Source organism: Clostridium sp. USBA 49 (assembly GCF_900167505.1).
Taxonomy (GTDB): domain Bacteria; phylum Bacillota; class Clostridia; order Clostridiales; family Clostridiaceae; genus Clostridium_AT; species Clostridium_AT prolinivorans.
In genome coordinates, this window is record NZ_FUYD01000001.1 from 425,638 (window position 1) to 443,619 (window position 17,982).

Annotated in this window: 9 protein-coding genes; 2 read left to right on the plus strand and 7 right to left on the minus strand. The window is 27.1% G+C overall.

What is annotated here, in order from left to right; translation table 11 throughout:
* Positions 1–114: 114 nt before the first annotated feature.
* Positions 115–2,136 carry an alpha-glucuronidase family glycosyl hydrolase gene (locus B5D11_RS01815; RefSeq protein WP_180376932.1) on the minus strand — a complete coding sequence of 674 codons (2,022 nt, stop codon included), beginning with the start codon at positions 2,134–2,136 and terminating at the stop codon, positions 115–117.
* Positions 2,137–2,300: 164 nt separating this feature from the next.
* Here B5D11_RS01815 and B5D11_RS01820 point away from each other — a divergent pair, with 164 nt between their 5' ends.
* Entirely contained in the window at positions 2,301–3,131 is an 831-nt protein-coding gene (locus B5D11_RS01820; protein ID WP_078681336.1) for an AraC family transcriptional regulator, read from the plus strand.
* A 167-nt stretch (positions 3,132–3,298) separates the two neighbouring features.
* Here the strand turns inward: B5D11_RS01820 and B5D11_RS01825 are convergent, their stop codons facing one another.
* The 4 genes from B5D11_RS01825 to B5D11_RS01840 form a co-directional block, all read right to left on the minus strand.
* Positions 3,299–6,739, minus strand: coding sequence for a glycoside hydrolase family 2 TIM barrel-domain containing protein (locus tag B5D11_RS01825; RefSeq protein ID WP_078681337.1), 3,441 nt, complete (start codon positions 6,737–6,739; stop codon positions 3,299–3,301).
* A gap of 94 nt (positions 6,740–6,833) precedes the next feature.
* The gene (locus tag B5D11_RS01830) at positions 6,834–8,465 is read right to left on the minus strand and encodes an ABC transporter substrate-binding protein (RefSeq protein ID WP_078681338.1); all 1,632 of its coding nucleotides are present in this window, start codon (positions 8,463–8,465) and stop codon (positions 6,834–6,836) included.
* A gap of 75 nt (positions 8,466–8,540) precedes the next feature.
* Positions 8,541–9,416, minus strand: coding sequence for a carbohydrate ABC transporter permease (locus B5D11_RS01835; RefSeq protein ID WP_207651091.1), 876 nt, complete (start codon positions 9,414–9,416; stop codon positions 8,541–8,543).
* Positions 9,417–9,428: 12 nt separating this feature from the next.
* A complete protein-coding gene (locus B5D11_RS01840; protein WP_078681339.1) occupies positions 9,429–10,394 on the minus strand; it encodes an ABC transporter permease in 966 nt (321 codons plus the stop codon).
* A gap of 440 nt (positions 10,395–10,834) precedes the next feature.
* Between B5D11_RS01840 and B5D11_RS01845 the strand changes: the two genes are divergently transcribed.
* Positions 10,835–13,066: a helix-turn-helix domain-containing protein gene (locus B5D11_RS01845; RefSeq protein ID WP_180376933.1), complete on the plus strand. Its 2,232-nt coding sequence runs from the start codon at positions 10,835–10,837 to the stop codon at positions 13,064–13,066.
* A 78-nt stretch (positions 13,067–13,144) separates the two neighbouring features.
* On the opposite strand, the gene uxaC is transcribed toward B5D11_RS01845, so the two are convergent.
* Complete coding sequence (uxaC, locus tag B5D11_RS01850) at positions 13,145–14,545, minus strand: glucuronate isomerase (protein ID WP_078681341.1); 1,401 nt, start codon at positions 14,543–14,545, stop codon at positions 13,145–13,147.
* A gap of 33 nt (positions 14,546–14,578) precedes the next feature.
* Positions 14,579–17,791: a glycosyl hydrolase 115 family protein gene (locus tag B5D11_RS01855; RefSeq protein ID WP_078681342.1), complete on the minus strand. Its 3,213-nt coding sequence runs from the start codon at positions 17,789–17,791 to the stop codon at positions 14,579–14,581.
* Positions 17,792–17,982 lie beyond the last annotated feature (191 nt).

Below are 17,982 nucleotides of genomic sequence, written 5' to 3' on the forward strand. Positions count from 1 at the left end.
ACAATTTTCTAATAATTTTTTCAAGGTTTTTTTAAAACTATTTTAAAAAGTTTTACGTAAAATAATATACTTTTATATAATACTATCAAACTTTATGTAGTTTTAATTTTTTTATTATTCGTATATTTCCCTGCATTTAGCATCTTTAATTCCCGTTTTTCTGTAAAAATAAGTATTAATTACATCCCTCCATTCTTTTGAATCTTTAAGTTGTATCTGAAATTTATCTAAAACAATATTAAAATATTCTTCGCTTATCTTGCCTTTTAAAGATAACCATTTTTCTATAAATTTTTCTACTTTTTCTACACCTTCAAAATGTGTATCATAAATGTGCTGAATTACTGTCTTCCCACTCTTTAATTTATAATTATACGACACATGATGAAAAAACAATAATAACTCTTCAGGACAAGTATCTATATTTTCATACATAGAAGATACAGGTTCATTATATTGTGCTGTATACCCTGTACCTGTTGCAATTGTTCTATCAACACCAAGCCCTCTCCAATCAGCATAATGGTAAGTTCCCCAAGATGTATATTCATAACCATCTACACTTGGACCATAATGGTGATGTGGATAGACCATCCAGCCTATTCCTAATGGACTTGTATAATTTTCATATACTTCTCTTGATTCCATAAGCATTGAAACTATTTTTTCAACTATTTCGCTATTACATCCAAAAGTAAGCTTAACCCACTCTTTAGCTATTTCTTCAGAAGATAGCTCTGGGTTCCATGCTATTCTTCCTAACCCATATAAATTAGCTTGAGCAAGAGGATGTCCTGCCCAACATTTACTATTCCCTACATTAGATACTGCAGCTATACCTCCATGTTTTCTATTAAATAAACTTCCATCTACAACTTTTCTTACATAAGAACCTTTACCTTTTGCATAAGTATCAAAATCAACTACTTCTTTCCACATAGGTAAAAGATAGCACAAATGTTTTTGTTGCCCTGTATATTCCTGCGTAGCTTGAAATTCAAGAATTATATTTGTATTTTTCATCGCACCAAATAATGGTGAAACAGCTTCTCTTATTTGGAAATCCATTGGTCCATTTTTTATTTGTAAAATTACATTATCTTTAAATTGTCCATCTAATGGTTTAAAATTATCATAAGCTGCTTTTGCTCTATCTTTTGTCCTATCTCTCCAATCAAGAAGACAGTTATATACAAAACATCTCCAAATTACTAATCCACCAAATGGTTCCAAAACTTCAGCAAGCATATTTGCTCCTTCAGCATGATTTCTTCCATAAGTAAATGGTCCTGGTCTAAATTCTGAGTCTGCTTTTACAAGAAAACCTCCAAAATCAGGAATAAAACTATAAATTTTAGCTGCTACATCTTCCCACCATTCTTTAACTTCATTGTCAAGAGGATCCGCTGTTGATAGCCCTCCAATCTCTATGGGCGCTGCAAAATTAATGCTTAAATAAGTTTTTATTCCATATTTTCTAAATTCATCAGCAAAAGCTGCTATATGTGGAAGATACTCTTCAGTTATAAATTTTGTTTCAAGTTTATGAACATTAACATTATTTATAACAATTCCATTTATTGCTACTGAAGCAAGCATCCTTGCATAATCTCTAATTCTAGATGTATCTTTAATTATTTCATTATCTTTATAAAAAAATGATTGTCCTGCATATCCTCTTTCTATATCTCCACTTATATTATCCCAGTGATTTATCATTCTTAATTCATTTTTAGGGGAATCTATTATTAATGCTTCTTCTAAAGTTTTACCAGTAGCAATTGATTTAATTAAATTAAACACTCCATAAAGCAATCCTATATTATCTTTTCCTATTATTGATAAAACTTTATCATCATAATTTTCTATTTTAAATCCTTCTTTTTTTAATTCCTTATTATTTAATATTCCTAAAAAAATATGAGGCTCCTTTGGAAGTTCATTAGTAATGTGTGGATTTATATTAAAAATTTTATTTATTGCTAGTTTTAATTCTTTTACTCCTGAATTTATTACATCGTCACTTTCTTTAAAATAAATTATATTGCAATATTTTTTATAGCTTTCTTTTGTCTTTAATTCTTTACAATTATCATAATTTAACCAGCAGTCATAAGTGCTGTTTACATTATACATACTTTTATCTCCTCTCATAATAAATAAAATTTGCCTTCTATGAAATCGATTATAAATTTTATTTACCTTTTAATCCATATAATATATAATTATATTTGTACAATATAACTATATTAATTTTTAAATTTTTATTTTTTATTATAATTATAATGGAGATAAATATTATGGAAAGCTATTCAAAAGAATTATTAGTTAATATATTTCCTATTATTTCGTATGCTGTTAATAGGGATTGTCCACCTTCATGGAAACTTGTAAAAACTACTATTAATTTTCACAATCTAATGCTTCTATATGATGGTGAAGCTGTATTTTTTAAAAACGGAGATATGTTTAAAGCCTCAAAAGGAGATTTAATATATTATAAACCTGGAGATATAAGAGAAGCTTATACATTCCCTTCAAATCCTATGAAATGCTTTGCTGTTGAATTTTTGTATACATGTCCTATACTTAATAATTCAAAATGGAAACTTACTAACTGTGATTTACCTTTTAAAACAATTGAAAAACTAGAAGATGAATATTTATTTAGAAAACTTTTCGATTTATTTTATGAGCTTACAAATTTAAAACTTTCTATAAAAGGTACTACCACAATTAAAGAAAGAGCTGTTTTTACTGAAATATTATCACTTCTTTTTCAATATGAAAAAAGGCCTCATTATAGTTATTCAAATTTTAAGAAAGTTGATAAAGTAATTAACTATATGATACAAAATTACAACCAGCCTATAACATTAAAAAGCCTCGCTGACTATTTACAGATTAGTCCTTCATATCTTGGAAATATCTTTAAAAGCATAACTGGTAAATCAGTTATTGATTATTTAATTCATATAAGAATTAATAAAGCAAAACATTTTTTAAAAGATGGACTTACAGTTTCAGAAACGGCAAGAAAAGTTGGTTTTAATGATGTATTTTATTTTAGTAGAGCATTTAAAAAATATGAAGGAATAACCCCTTCTCAATTTATTAAAACTACAACTTAAAAATTTTTTAATACTAATATAATTAAAAATTAATTAAGTAAAAGAGGATACTGAAAATTTATATCCTCTCTTTATCTATTACTATTTTAATTGTTTAAATCTTATATTACTACTAAGTACTAAATTAATATTTTTTATCTACTACTATTTATCAATCAACATATTCCTTACTCTTCAAATCTAAACCATCCAAAATCAAAATTACATCCTGGTAAAAAGATAAAAGTAACTTTTTGCATTCCTTTTATCTTTTTTAATTCAAATACTTTTTCTTCATATTTGTCAGAATAGGTAAATTCAATAATTTGATTACTTTGCCCTTCATTGTTTTCAAATTTTATATGAATTGTATTTTTATCAATTGAAGATCTCCCATAAATAACTATTTTTGATGTGCCATTATCTGAAAAATCCATATTTTCAAATTCTAATGAAACATTGTTCCCTATGCCTTCAACTTTATTTTCATTTACTGTAAAAGTATCACCGTATATGTGATCACTTTGTGCCGCATTGTTTTGTTCAAAAGCTCTATTCATTTTTTTAAAATAGAACCCTTTTATATGAACTTTTGCATGAAAAACAAAACAAATTGAAGTAATACCTGAAAGTTTTTTAGATAAACGGTAAGTTTCTTCTTGATAAACATTCCATTTTGATGGCTTTTGATATATTACATCAGCTAATAATTTACTTCCTTCTTCATTTGGAATTCCCTGCCAAATTTGAAATGGATATTTATCATCTGATAAAGCAAAAATAGGAATAGTTATTGTATCAGAACCATAAGGACCAAAATCAATATTGCAAAATCCTACTTGAGTTTCTCCGTCTCTAGCTGTTGCTATCCCTTTTTCATTTCCATTACCAATCTCCCCTTTACTATAATCATAAAGCCCTGCCGATATAAAATTATAAGGATCTTTATATGCTTGACCAAGTTCCTCTGCTTTAAATTCTAATTGAGATATAATTTTTATTTTATTACTCCCATTCTTACTAGTACATCTAACTCTAAATTTTCCATCACCTAAAGCTGTTATTTTGGCTTTATGCCCAAATTGTTCTATTTTAGCTATATTTGATTTTATACCTGCATCATTTACCACACTCCATTCTACTTCTTTATAAGAAGTATTTTCTGGATATAATTTAGCTATCACATTTATTTCTTTTATTGATTTATTAAAAATCTGTCCTTCTTCGCTTATAATTTCAATTTTACGAAGGGGTATTTCTTCCTCGCTCCCCATAATACATGGTAATTTTTGATTTTTCATAAATGCACAAATACCTTCTAAATTTTCATCTTCTGATTTAATAGATTCAAATTCTGCAGTCTGACTTTTTAAACCTTTAGAGGAAACTTCAATATAAATTTTCCCAGGTTTTAATGTTGCTCCTATAATGGCCATTAATTTACCATTAAATAATCTTTTACTTAATCCTTTATATTGATCATAGTCTGTACTATCACCATTATCTAACCCAATCAAACGACCTTCACCAGTAACATTAACATGTACTCTATTGTTTGCATTTTCTACTATATTTCCATATTCATCCTTCATAGTTATTTCTACAAAAATTAAATCAGTACCATTTGCAATAAGTGTTTCTTTATCAACACATAAGCAAATGTTCTTTGCATCTTTAAATGATTTTTTTGTATCTGTTGCAATAATATTACCTTTTTCATCATAAGCTATTGCTTTTATTTCACCTTCTTCATAAGGTATTTTCCAATGACCAAGAAGCTTATTCCCATATTTATGATCAATATCATAAGTTCCTATTGACCTTCCATTAAATTGAAGCTCAATTTTAGGTGCATTAGAGCATACCCTAACATCAATAATTTGACCTTTATTAAAATCCCAATAAGGGAAAATGTGAACCATTGGCTTTATCTTGTAATCTGTCCATTCTGCTTGATATATATAATATGAATCTTTTTTAAAGGTAGCAGTATCAATTTGTCCAAAATAAGAGTTTTTTGTGTGATACGGTGTAGGTTCCCCTATATAGTCAAATCCAGTCCAAATAAATTGACCTAAAGAAAAATCAGTATCTCTTTCTGCAATAATACATGCTTCTTGTGATTTTGCTCCCCAACTAGTTGAACTATTACCAAGAGCAGAACATTGCTCATCATCATCTGCAAGAATAGATTGCTCAAATGGGAAATGATATACACCTCTGCTTTGTACTATTGAAGCTGTTTCACTGCCATATATAATCCAATCTGGGTATTTTTTATGGTGATTTTGATAATATTTTTCTCCATAATTATATCCAACAATCTTTACAATATCAGCACATTTTTGAGCATTTTCCCAAGGCATATAATTTGAGCAAATTGTAATTTTTGCATTTTCTTTTGGATCATATTTTCGTACATGAAGAATAAGCATTTTTGTTATTTCCTGACCTCTATCACTTGCATGAGTATCATATATTTCATTTCCAATACTCCACATAAGAAGACTAGGATGGTTTCTATCTCTCATTATCCAGCTTTTTATATCAGCAGCAACCCAATCTTTAAAAAATCTAGCATAATCATAATTAGTTTTTGATCTTTCCCACATATCAAAAGCTTCTGATAATACTAAAAATCCCATTTCATCCGCTAAATCCATAAACTCTAGCGCAGGCATATTATGAGCTGTTCGTATAGCGTTTACACCCATTTCTTTTAACATATTAAATCTTCTTTTTAAAGCTGTTTTATTAAATGCAGCACCTAAAGCTCCTAAATCGTGGTGCTCGCAAACTCCCTTTAATTTTATTTTTTTACCATTAACTTTAATGCCTTCATTAGAATCAAGTACAATATTTCTAAATCCTATATTTTGAGATATTGATTCAATTTCTTCTATACATTTTAGTCCATTTTTATCTGTTTTAATTATATATAACTTTGTAATAAGCTTATAAAGATTAGGTTCATCTGTACTCCATAATAGAGGATTTTCTACAAACAACTTTTGTAAATTATGTTGATTTGGATTACTTTCTGCATAAACTATCTCAGATGCCTTTGCAATAATTTGATTTTTATATATAATGATATGAGATATTTGTATATTTTCATAAACATTTAATTCTGTATCAACTTCTACTTCCCATCCATTTGGTGTTTGTTTTGTTGATACATATATTCCATTTGTTTCAATATAATTTTTATCCCTTGTTTTTAACCACACATTTCGGTATATACCTGCACCAGAATACCATCTGCTGTTTGGACTTTTATGTACTACTTTTACAATAATTTCATTTTCTCCTTCAATAAGTGCATTTGTTATATCATGTTCAAAAGAAGAATATCCATATTTCCACTCTCCTTTAAATTGCCCGTTTACATATAAAGAAGAGTCCATATATACTCCATCAAAGCACAAAAGTACTTGACTTTCTTTTTTATTATATACAAATTTTTTACGATACCATCCTATACTATTTTCATAAAGATTTAATGTATTATATATAAGCCAGTCATGAGGTATATCCACTGGTTCAAATTTTAAATTACTGCTATCTGTAATTTCTAAACTACTTTTAGCAAATTCCCATCCATCATTAAAAAGTATTTTTTTATTCATAATTTATTTGTTCACTTCCTTTAGTGTCTATAATTTTCCCTATTAAGGAAATTCGGATGACAAAATTGCCACCCGAACCAAATTTTAAATTTTACTATTTTAATTTATCTTTTGTATTATCATATACTTGATTAGCAAGTTCTACAAGCGAATCAGCACCCTTAGCTTTACATTGAGAAACAAAATTATCCCAATTACTTAACGGTTCACTACCAAGCATAAATTTAAGAGTTTGAGCTTTAACATAATCCATTAATGGAGTATCCTTCATATTAAATTGCTCTCTTTGGTCTTCATTAAATAAAATTGGAGGAGCTGGAGGCAGCATTTTTTTGTTTGCCATTGAATTTTGTAATGATATCTCTAAATCATTCATCATAGACATTTTAAGGTCTTGAGAACCACCATAAACAAATACACCACTTCCATAACCAAAATCTTTTCTCAAATCTTTAGTTCCATTTGGATTCATACCATTAAATGTTATATCTGGCATAAGTGTTCTCTTTCCATTGCTGTCTTTTTTAAATGTTGTTCCTTCAACACCCCATTTAGTTAATTCTTGTCCTTCATCACTATACCATAACCAATCAACAAATCTCATTATATCTTCAAAATGAGGATTATCTTTAGCTTTTGAAGATATCATTATACCATTTTCTAATCTGCTTGCAAATACTACATCTCCCTTAGGTCCTGCAGGAGTAGGCATATGTAAAAGTACAAATTTATCTTTTCCTAAATTCTTTTCCATTGTCTTTTGTATATCTAATGTTTCTTGAGTATTAGAAGATATAACAAATGATTTTCCAGTTATAAATTTTTGTTTAGCTTGGTCATCACTTTGAGTAAAGCTTTCAGGATCCATTAAACCTTCTTTAACAAGTTTATTCCAATAAGTTACAAAATTTTTATACTCATCTGAAATTGGTCCAAAATAAAATTTATCAGCATTTTCATCGTATTGTAAACCATTTCCTGAACCCCATCCAGCTGAAACACCAAATGTAGGAGCGGCTACATTTGTAATAGCATCTGTCTTCCATCTATCTGAAAAAGGATAACTATCAGGATATTTAGCTTTTAATGCTTTTAATGCATCATATACTTCGTCCCAAGAAGTTGGAATTTTTATTCCATTTTGATCAAATATATCTTTTCTTATAAGTAGTGAATAATCATATTTAGGTTTTTCATGAAGGCCAGGTAAAATATAATACTTACCATCAGCCTGCATTACTTGTTTCATATCTTCTTCCATATTCCAATCTTTAATTTTCTTTTGCATATTAGGCATATATTCAATATAATCACTGACTGGAAGTATTGCACCCGAAGGTATAAATTGCACTTCTTCACCTGGATAAGTTTTGGGAATTATTATTGGTGCATCACCAGTACTTATAAGTAAACTTCTCTTTTGTGTATAATCACTATATGGAACAACAGTAAGATCTAACTTAACATTTGTTCTACTCTCAATTTCTTTAAATATTGTCCAAGTATCCTTATAAGGATAATTTGGCATGTCATTAAATAACATACTTACGCTAAATGCTTCTTTAGCTTTAAAAGGTTTTCCTGCTTCTTGTGTAATGTCAGTTTTTGTTTCAGAAATATTATTTGTGTTTGTTGTTTCTGTTTTTTTGCTACATCCAACTAGCAAACTAGCTGTTAAGCTAAAAACTAACGTTGTCATAACTAAAGTCTTTAACTTTTTGTTCATTCTTCTTTCCCCCTATATAATTTTATTTTATAAAATTGGAACAATATTCCAATTATACGCATAATCATTAAATTATTAACCTTTTACAGAACCTATCATAACTCCAGTTACAAAGTATTTTTGTATAAAAGGATATACACATAATATTGGTAAAACAGTTAATACCATAGAAGCTGATTTTATAGTTGCAGCTATTTGTGTTGATTTATCTGAATCCATACCACTAGCTGCATCAGTTTGCTGTGCCCCTGCTATTATATTCCTAAGATATAAAGTTACTGGGAACAATTCTTTTTTATCCATATAAAGAAATGCTCCAAACCAACTGTTCCAATTTCCTACGGCATAAAAAAGAGCCATTGTAGATAATATAGGTTTTGATAATGGAAGAACTATCTTTAAAAGTATTCCATAGGTATTTAATCCATCTACTGAAGCAGCTTCTTCTAATTCATTAGGTAAGCCCTCAAAAAAGGTCTTCATAATCATTAAATTCCAAGTACTTATTGCTCCAGGAATTATCATTGACCAAATTGTATTTCTCATTCCAAGGTACTTAACAAGTAAATAATTTGGAATTAATCCTCCATTAAAAAACATAGTAAATACTGCAAAACCTAGAAAGAATTTTCTACCTTTTAATCTCTTTTTAGATAATGCATAAGCAAAAATAGTAGTCATAAATAGCGAAACAGCTGTTGCTAAAACTGTATATATTATAGTATTTTTATATCCTATCCAAAAAAATTTTTCTGACATTACCTCTTTATATGTAGCAGTAGTAAACCCTTTGGGATAAAAAGTAATCTCTCCTGCATAAACATATTGTTCACTGCTAAAGGACTGAGCTATTAGGTATACAAATGGATAAACTGTAATAATAATTACAAAAATCATTACCAATATATTAATAACTTGAAAAGTTTTATAAGATTTAGATACTTTTATCATACTTACCCTCCTTTACCATAAGCTTGTCTCTGTAAGTTTTCTCGAAACAAGGTTAGCCGAGTATACTAATATTAATCCAATAATTGATTCAAACAAACCTATTGCAGTTGCATAACTAAAGTTATTCGATTGCAGCCCTAATCTATATAAATAAGTTGCAATTACATCTGCAGTTGAATAAGTCATTGGATTATAAAGTAATAATATCTTTTCAAAACCAACATTCATAATTCCGCCAATATTTAATATTAATAAAGTTACAATAGTTGGCAATATACCTGGTATAGTTACGTGAAGTGTTTGTTTCCATCTATTAGCTCCATCAATTTTAGCTGCTTCATAAAGTTCTGTATTAATATTTGATAAAGCAGCCAAGTATAAAATAGCTCCCCATCCTAATCCTTGCCAAATTCCTGAAATTACATAAATAGCAGGAAACCATTTAGCCTCAGCTAAAAAATTTATTGTATGCCCTGTAAAATGCTTTATAATCATGTTTATTATACCACTAGATGGAGATAATACTTCCATTATCATTCCAGCTATAATAACTGTTGATAAAAAATGGGGTAAATAAGAAGCAGTTTGTACAAACTTTTTAAACTTCTTATTAGTTAATTCATTTAACAGTAATGCAAATATTATTGGAAAAGGAAATCCTATAATTAATGATGATAGACTTAAAACTAAAGTATTTTTAAAGACCCCCCAAAATGTTGGATCGTTTACTATCATTTTAAAATATTTTAATCCAACCCATTTTTCACCATACACTGGTCCACCTGGAACAAATTTTCTAAATGCTATTATATTACCAAACATTGGACCATATTTAAAAATAACATAGTATATTACTGGTAATATTAAAAGACTATATAACTGCCAGTCTTTTTTAATAATGGTAAGATTTTGTTTAAACGATGTTTTTTCTTTAACTTCAATATTGCTTTTTTGTAAGCTTTGAGTTTCAGTTTTCATTAAAAACATTTCCTCCTTTCATCTTGACTCATTTGATTTAACGTCTAGATATAAAGTAAACCATTTCAAATAAAAAATCTACAAGCATTTTTTTTATATATTGCAAAAATCTACTTTTAATAGATATTAAATTTTTAAAATATTGCATTTAATTTAATTCTATATAATATGCGAATATTGCAATGTATATAAAAATTGCAATATTTATGGTTTTTTATGGTAAATATCTAAATATTTTAATTTAATTGAACATATGGTATAATATATTTAAAACGTTATCAGATTAAAGTTGTAATATTCACTTTTTATTGCTAGGAGGCCCTTTTTTTATGCTTAAATTATATTCTGTAAAAAACTTTACACAAAACAGGAAGTTTTTCAAAACAATATTTATATATATTCTTATACCTATTTTGGTCGTTTTTTTTACTTCTTTTATTATGTACAACTATTACAAAAACATATTTCAATCTCAAATTGAAAAAAATTATATAAACAACCTTTCTGCCTTATCTACAACTGTAGATAATTTATTGATGGAACTGCAAAATACTACATTGCTTTTGTCTTCAGATAGCAATCTTTATGATATTTTTTATTCTGAAAATAAATTAGATATAAATGATAGTTATAAAATTGCTTCTATGACATCTACTTTGCTTAAATTTAGAACTACTAAAAAACTTATCGATAGTGTTTATATAATTCATAAGTCTAGTAATGAAGTACTTGACACTTCTGGAACCTATACAATGGAAAATTTTTTTACAAAATCTTTTAAATATAGTAATTATGATGAAAATTTTTGGATGAACTATAATATTAAAACTAATTTTTATCAGCTTTTAAAACCTTCTCTTTTGAAAAATGAAAATTACGAATTCCCTCAAACACGCATGGTAATTCCTTTTGTTACTTCTAATATCACTAGCATTAAATCAAAAAACATGTTTGTAATAAACATAAGTGTTAATGAATTATCTAAACTTTTAGATAAATATAAACTTATTCCTAGCAGTAAAATGTGTATTATAGATAAAGATGGAACTTTAATAGCTTCAAATGATACTAGTATTAATAATGAAATTACAACTAACAAAGATTTTTTGTCCAAGCTTTCAAAATCAAGTAACAATATATTTGAATATGATTTAATGGGCAGCAAAACTTTAGTTATTAATTTTAACTCATCATCTGCTAAATTTAATGGTTTTACTTATATTGCTTTTATTCCTTTTGATGATTTTTATAATCAAATAGTAAGTGTAAAAAAATTAGCTTATATCATTTTATTTTCTGGTATATTTTTATCTATAATAGTTGCTTATTTTTCAAGTAAAAGAATATATAAACCGATAAATAATATTGTAGAATTTTTAAGCAAAGAAAACAGTGAAACTGCTATTGAAAATATTAGTGAGGTAGATTATATAGATAATCAAATTAAAAAAATTTTAGCAAGCGAAACCAGTTTAAAAAGAGATCTTTCAATAGTAATGCCTTTAGCTTCAGAACAATATTTAATAAAAATACTAACAAACAGTCATTCTCTTTTAGATGATAATATAAAAAATTTTATACATGATAATAATTTTAATTTTAAATATCCTGCATTTTGCGTAATTATTGCTGAACTTAAATTTACAGAAAAATATTTTAATAACTATAGTAGTGATGAATATCTAAGTTTAATAAAAGGTCTTTCAAAAATACTTAGTAATGTAGCTTTAGAAAAATACTTAACTTATGTATTAAGTCTTAGAAAAAATACTTTATGTGTTTTAGTTAATTTACCTGAAGATGAAATTTTAGAAAATATTACTTCTAATATTAAACTCATAATGACATTATTTGATTATGATAAAGATTTACTAACAGTATCAGTTGGAATAGGAAGAATTTATTTAGGATTTGCTGGAATGAACAAATCATATAATGAAGCTCAAAAGGCTCTACTTTCTTTATCTCCTTTAAGTAGTGAAAAAATTAATGTGTATACTGAAATAAAAAATAATTATAATTTTCAATATTCTATAAATGATGAAAACAAACTTTATAATTATTTAATAGGAAATTTTAAAAATGAAACTATTTCTTTTCTATGTTCATTAATAGATAAGAATTTTAAGAATAATCCTTCAGAAGAAAATATTAAAAAATTTTATTTAAGCATTTATAATACAATTTTAAGAGTATTAAATGAGAAAAAAATTAATGTTGAAAATTTAATGGGAAATAAATATATTAATATTAATTGTGATTTAGCATTTTTATCACTAACTGATATTTATGATTACATTTTTTCTTTAGTAAATAATCTTTTATCTGAAGATAAAGTAAATAATAAAGTTAACATAACTCAGATAACAGATTATATTAAAAAACATTATGCTGAAGATTTATATCTTGAAAAAGTTGCAGAATATTTTAATATCTCAGACAAATATCTTTCAAGATTATTTAAAGAATCTTTTGGTATGGGATTTCATGAATATTTAACTTCATTAAGAATTTCAAAGGCAAAGGATTTACTTTTTGAGAGTAATTTAAGTGTAACAAAAATTGGAGAAATGGTAGGCTTTGCTACTCACAGCACTTTTTTTAGAATATTTAAAAAATATGAAGGTATAAATCCCAGCCAATATAGAAAAAATATTAAAGACAAAATTTAAAGTGTCTGCTACAAAATAGATTATAAATAACTTTAATTACAAACTAATTTCTATTTTGTAGCAGACACTTTTATTATTTTATATTAAAAAGTATTGTTTTGCATTATAATAACTTATATCTTTAACAATTTTTTCTAAAAGTTCCATATCATTTGGATATTCTCCATTTTCAACTAAAGTTCCTATTAAGTTACAAAGTATTCTTCTAAAATATTCATGTCTTGTATAAGAAAGAAAACTTCTAGAATCTGTAAGCATTCCTACAAAACAGTTTAATAGCCCTACATTTGCAAGAGTTTTCATTTGTTCTATCATTCCGTCTTTATTATCTAAAAACCACCAAGCTGCTCCAAACTGTATTTTACCCTTAACTCCATTTCCTTGAAAACATCCCATCGCAGTTGCTAAAACATAATTATCTTTAGGATTAAGTGTATATAAAATTGTTTTAGGCAGTGAATTATTCATTTCTAATGAATTTAAAAGTTTGGTAAGTTTTATCGCAACATTATCATCATTTATAGCATCATAACCAGTATCTGACCCTATTGAAATATACATTTTTATATTATTATTTCTAGTTACATTCATGTGAAGTTGCATCGCCCATCCAAGTTTAGAATAAAGGCTCCCTAAAAATTTTAAAGTATAGGTTTTATATTTTTCTTCTTCTTCTTTTGTTACAATTTCTCCATTTATAGCCTTTGAAAATATACTACATACTTCTTCTTTTGATGCTTCCATATAAGGAATACTCTCAAGTCCATGATCAGAAATTTTACATCCAACAGCATTAAAAAATCTCGCTCTTGCTTCAAGTGACTCCAAAAATTCAATATAATTGTTTATTTTCTTACTGCACACTTTCTCTAATAACTTAATCCATTCTCTAAAATCACAATTATTAATATTAAGAGCTTTATCTGGCCTAAATGTTGGCAAAACTTTTACATTAAAACTTTTATCTTCTTTAAGTTTTATATGATATTCCAATGAATCAACAGGATCATCTGTTGTACATATAACTTCAACATTAGATCTTTTAATAAGACTTCTAACACTGTAATCTTCACTTTTTAAAAGTGTATTAACTTTTTCCCATATGCAAGGAGCAGTTTTTTCATTTAATGTTTCATAAATGCCAAAATATCTTTGAAGCTCCAAATGTGTCCAATGATATAATGGATTACCTATAGCCATTGATATTACCTTAGCCCAAATTAAAAATTTTTCATAATCTTTGGCATTGCCTGTTATATATTTTTCATCTACACCATAAGCTCTCATAATTCTCCACTTATAATGATCCCCATAAAGCCAAGCTTCTGTTATATTTTTAATCTTTTTATTTTCATATATTTCTTTAGGGCTTAAATGACAATGATAATCTATAATAGGCATTTTTTTAGCAAAATTATGATACAATTTTACAGCAACATCATTGCTAAGTAAAAAATTTTCATCCATAAACTTTTTCATTTAAATCTCCTGCCTTTTATTATTTTTTATTATTCATACTATAGGTGATTTTATTTTAAAATTTAATTCTTTATTTATTTTTTCATATTTTAACTTTGCTTTGAGTATATAATATTTAGAATTTTTATCAATTTTAAAACAATAATTGTACATTTCTTTGCTATTTCTTGGAATAATATCTGTAAAACTAATAGAATCTATAATATTTTCTTTCTCATCAAACAAAGAAGCATTTATTACAAAGCTATGACTATACTCACTTCTATTAAATACACCTAGTTGTAATACAAGAGGTTCATCTAGTAATTCATTTTTTAATCTTAATGTAGGTTTTAAAACTATTATTTCTTTTTTATTATAATCATAGACTGATTTATAATTTGATATATTTAATGACTCATTTTCAGTTTTCTTGCCTCCATAATAGCTCTCCGGTGGACCAAGATAACTTGGTTTAAGCCCACCCATATCCACTAAAATTTTTTGCAAAACCACAATAGGATCAACCATCCATATTTTCAAAGTATGATATCCTCTGCCTTCAATATGATAATTTGTTTCTGCTTTTCTAATATTATAAATAACACTTTCAGCCCAATCTTTTTCGCAGAAGCTCCCATCTTTTTCCGTAGTTATTGCATCTATAATTTTAATATCTCCGTCATCAAACGATATACCAATTTTTAATCCATTACCTTCAACAAAATCAAGTGAAGGAGCTAAAAGTGCAGTTACCTTAACATTACCTGGGTTAACTATATATAATTTATATTCTAAGCATGGCGAATTATTCGGCGGCACTACACTTGAAGTTACAAAAGGGAAAATAGCCATTGAAGATAGAGTTCTCCCGTAATTAGGTATCTTCTTCCAACTTATTCCATTTACATTTACTTTGTTTGTGTAATGCTCTGCTTCTATTGAAATATATCCATTTGTTTCAATAAAACCATCTAAAGATTTTCTATCTAAATCTTTAGGATTAAATACTTCTAATTCAACTATAACTTTATTCCCACAAGAACTTGTTATAATTATATTCCCTTTAACATTATCTCCTTTAGGAACTAAGTCCCAGTCAATATCTACCCAAACTCTCTCTTCTTTTTCTATAATTCCTTTATTTAAACTTACATTTATCCATCTTGCATCTGTTTCTATCTTGAAACTGAAGGCATCTGATTTTTTATTAAATATATCAATATATCTTATTTCTCTGGTAAAAACATCAAATTGAGGTAGCTTACATTTTTTATCTGTATAACTAAAGCTTTCTTTAGATCCTTCAACTGCAACTCCCATCTCAGAACCTTTTTCTAAAATTATTCTTTTAACTTCAGGCATAATATTTTTTAAAGGTTGATTCCAATAAGTATAACCTATATGGGTTTGATCCATCATATGATTCCATTTACCAAAAGCTAATCTCTTATTATAATCAAAAGTAAGCTCATCATCTGCTTCAAAAATTGCCTCTGCCTTATCTGCTAAATCATTTGTAAACGCTCTTCCTTGATCTGCATATAATTTATTTTTTTCAACAGTTAAATAAAGCTCATTAACTTGCAATGAAGCTTTAACAGGATATAATACAAGTTCAAAAAAAGCATCCTTTAAATTTTCTTTAAGCTCTTTATATATTTTTTCTGCTTTAGAATTTATATAATAAAAATCTGACAACACTTTTTCTGCTTCTTTATAGTTTATCAAACTATATAATTCAACATTATTAAAAAGCTCAGGCTTAAGTCTTCCATTAAATTTAGAATACTGATTTATAATATACGCTATATCTTTTGCATACTTTTCTCCAAATTGTGCCTCAGCCCATTTCACACTAAATTCCCACATATTATCTTTAGTAAATTCATTTATATTCCAAGCCATACGCATAAAATATTCTGTAGGAAATTCCATTGGTTTTAAATCACCAACATTTAATATCCATATCCTATCTGCACCATATTCATAAGCTTTATTCATTTGTTCCCAAATTTTTTCAATAGGTACTGTATTGATCCATTTATAAGATCTTGGTCCTCCAACATAATCAAGATGATAGTATATTCCTGCACCTCCTTTTCTTTTTCTTTCTTCTTCTGTAGGTACTCTCCTTAAATTTCCATGATTATCATCAGACCATAAAAGAGTTATGTCTTCAGGTACTCTCATACCAGCTTCATAATAATCTTGAACTTCTTTGTATAAAGCCCAAAGCTGAGGAACTTTAGTTACATCTGAATTCATCTTTTCAGCAATAATCTTGCGCTGATCTTTAACAATTTTTTCAAGCAGCTTAATCTTTTCATTAAATGTGAGCCGGCCTCCCATAGGCTCATCTCCATCGCCACGCATACCTAATGTTATTATACTTTCATAATTTTTATTTCTTTCTATTCCAAATTCCCAAAATTTATATATATAATCTTCATTTAAATAATAATCCCACGGTCCTTTTTTATGTTTTTTCCATTCTCCATGTGCTCTTAGCATAGGTTCATGATGAGAAGTTCCCATAACAATTCCATATTCATCAGCAAGAATAGGATTTAATTCATCATCTTCATTAAAAGCATTATCCCACATAGCAGGCCAAAGATAATTTCCTTTAAGCCTTAATATAAGCTCAAAAACCTTTTCATAAAATTCATGAGTAAAATCTTTATAATTATCTCTAACCCATGACATAAGTGAAGGACCTTCATCATTAAAAAATATTCCTCTATATTTTACAGATGGTTCTCCTTGTTTATATATACCTTTCTTAACAATTAAAGTATCCTTATGTATAACTGGGACATCTGCCCACCAATACCAAGGCGATACACCTATTTGTTCAGATACATCATATATTCCAAAAATTGTACCTCTTTTATCGCTTCCAGCTATTACTAATGTTTCTTCAATACCTTCAATAGGATTTTGTACAACTTGAATAACAAATGATTCCCATTTACCCTTTGTCTTATAAGCATCAAGTTTACCTTTTTTTATTAATTCATCAACAATATCACTTTTCCCAATAGTTCCTATTATAACTGTATTTTTTGAAACAGAATTAATATCATTTTTAATTTCAGGCAGTATATTTGTTACTTTATTAACATCTTCACAAAAAGTTTTTACTGCTCTTATAACACCTTTATAGTCATTATTAGACACATAGATATCTGCAACTTTTGAATTATATGCTAATTTAAAGCCACTTTCACTATAAACATTTTCTATATATTTCTCACTAAACATGTTCTCCCCCCTGTAAGCTTTAAGTATATTATTTATACTATCATCAAACAAAAAATTAGAACATGTAATATATTATTGTATTTGTAATATATCTCTATATTTTTATAACATTTTCAACAAACATATTATCTTGCAGTATAATCGTTTTATAAAATATCTTTCTCTTGATTTTATTTATTTAAATTGTTAAA

Bases quoted from the DNA above. Each gene is read 5' to 3' on its own strand.
- B5D11_RS01825 (WP_078681337.1), bottom strand. From the start codon at position 6,739: ATGAATAAAAAAATACTTTTTAATGATGGATGGGAATTTGCTAAAAGT.
- B5D11_RS01855 (WP_078681342.1), bottom strand. From the start codon at position 17,791: ATGTTTAGTGAGAAATATATAGAAAATGTTTATAGTGAAAGTGGCTTT.
- B5D11_RS01840 (WP_078681339.1), bottom strand. From the start codon at position 10,394: ATGAAAACTGAAACTCAAAGCTTACAAAAAAGCAATATTGAAGTTAAA.
- uxaC (WP_078681341.1), bottom strand. From the start codon at position 14,545: ATGAAAAAGTTTATGGATGAAAATTTTTTACTTAGCAATGATGTTGCT.
- B5D11_RS01830 (WP_078681338.1), bottom strand. From the start codon at position 8,465: ATGAACAAAAAGTTAAAGACTTTAGTTATGACAACGTTAGTTTTTAGC.
- B5D11_RS01815 (WP_180376932.1), bottom strand. From the start codon at position 2,136: ATGTATAATGTAAACAGCACTTATGACTGCTGGTTAAATTATGATAAT.
- B5D11_RS01845 (WP_180376933.1), top strand. From the start codon at position 10,835: ATGTACAACTATTACAAAAACATATTTCAATCTCAAATTGAAAAAAAT.
- B5D11_RS01820 (WP_078681336.1), top strand. From the start codon at position 2,301: ATGGAAAGCTATTCAAAAGAATTATTAGTTAATATATTTCCTATTATT.
- B5D11_RS01835 (WP_207651091.1), bottom strand. From the start codon at position 9,416: ATGATAAAAGTATCTAAATCTTATAAAACTTTTCAAGTTATTAATATA.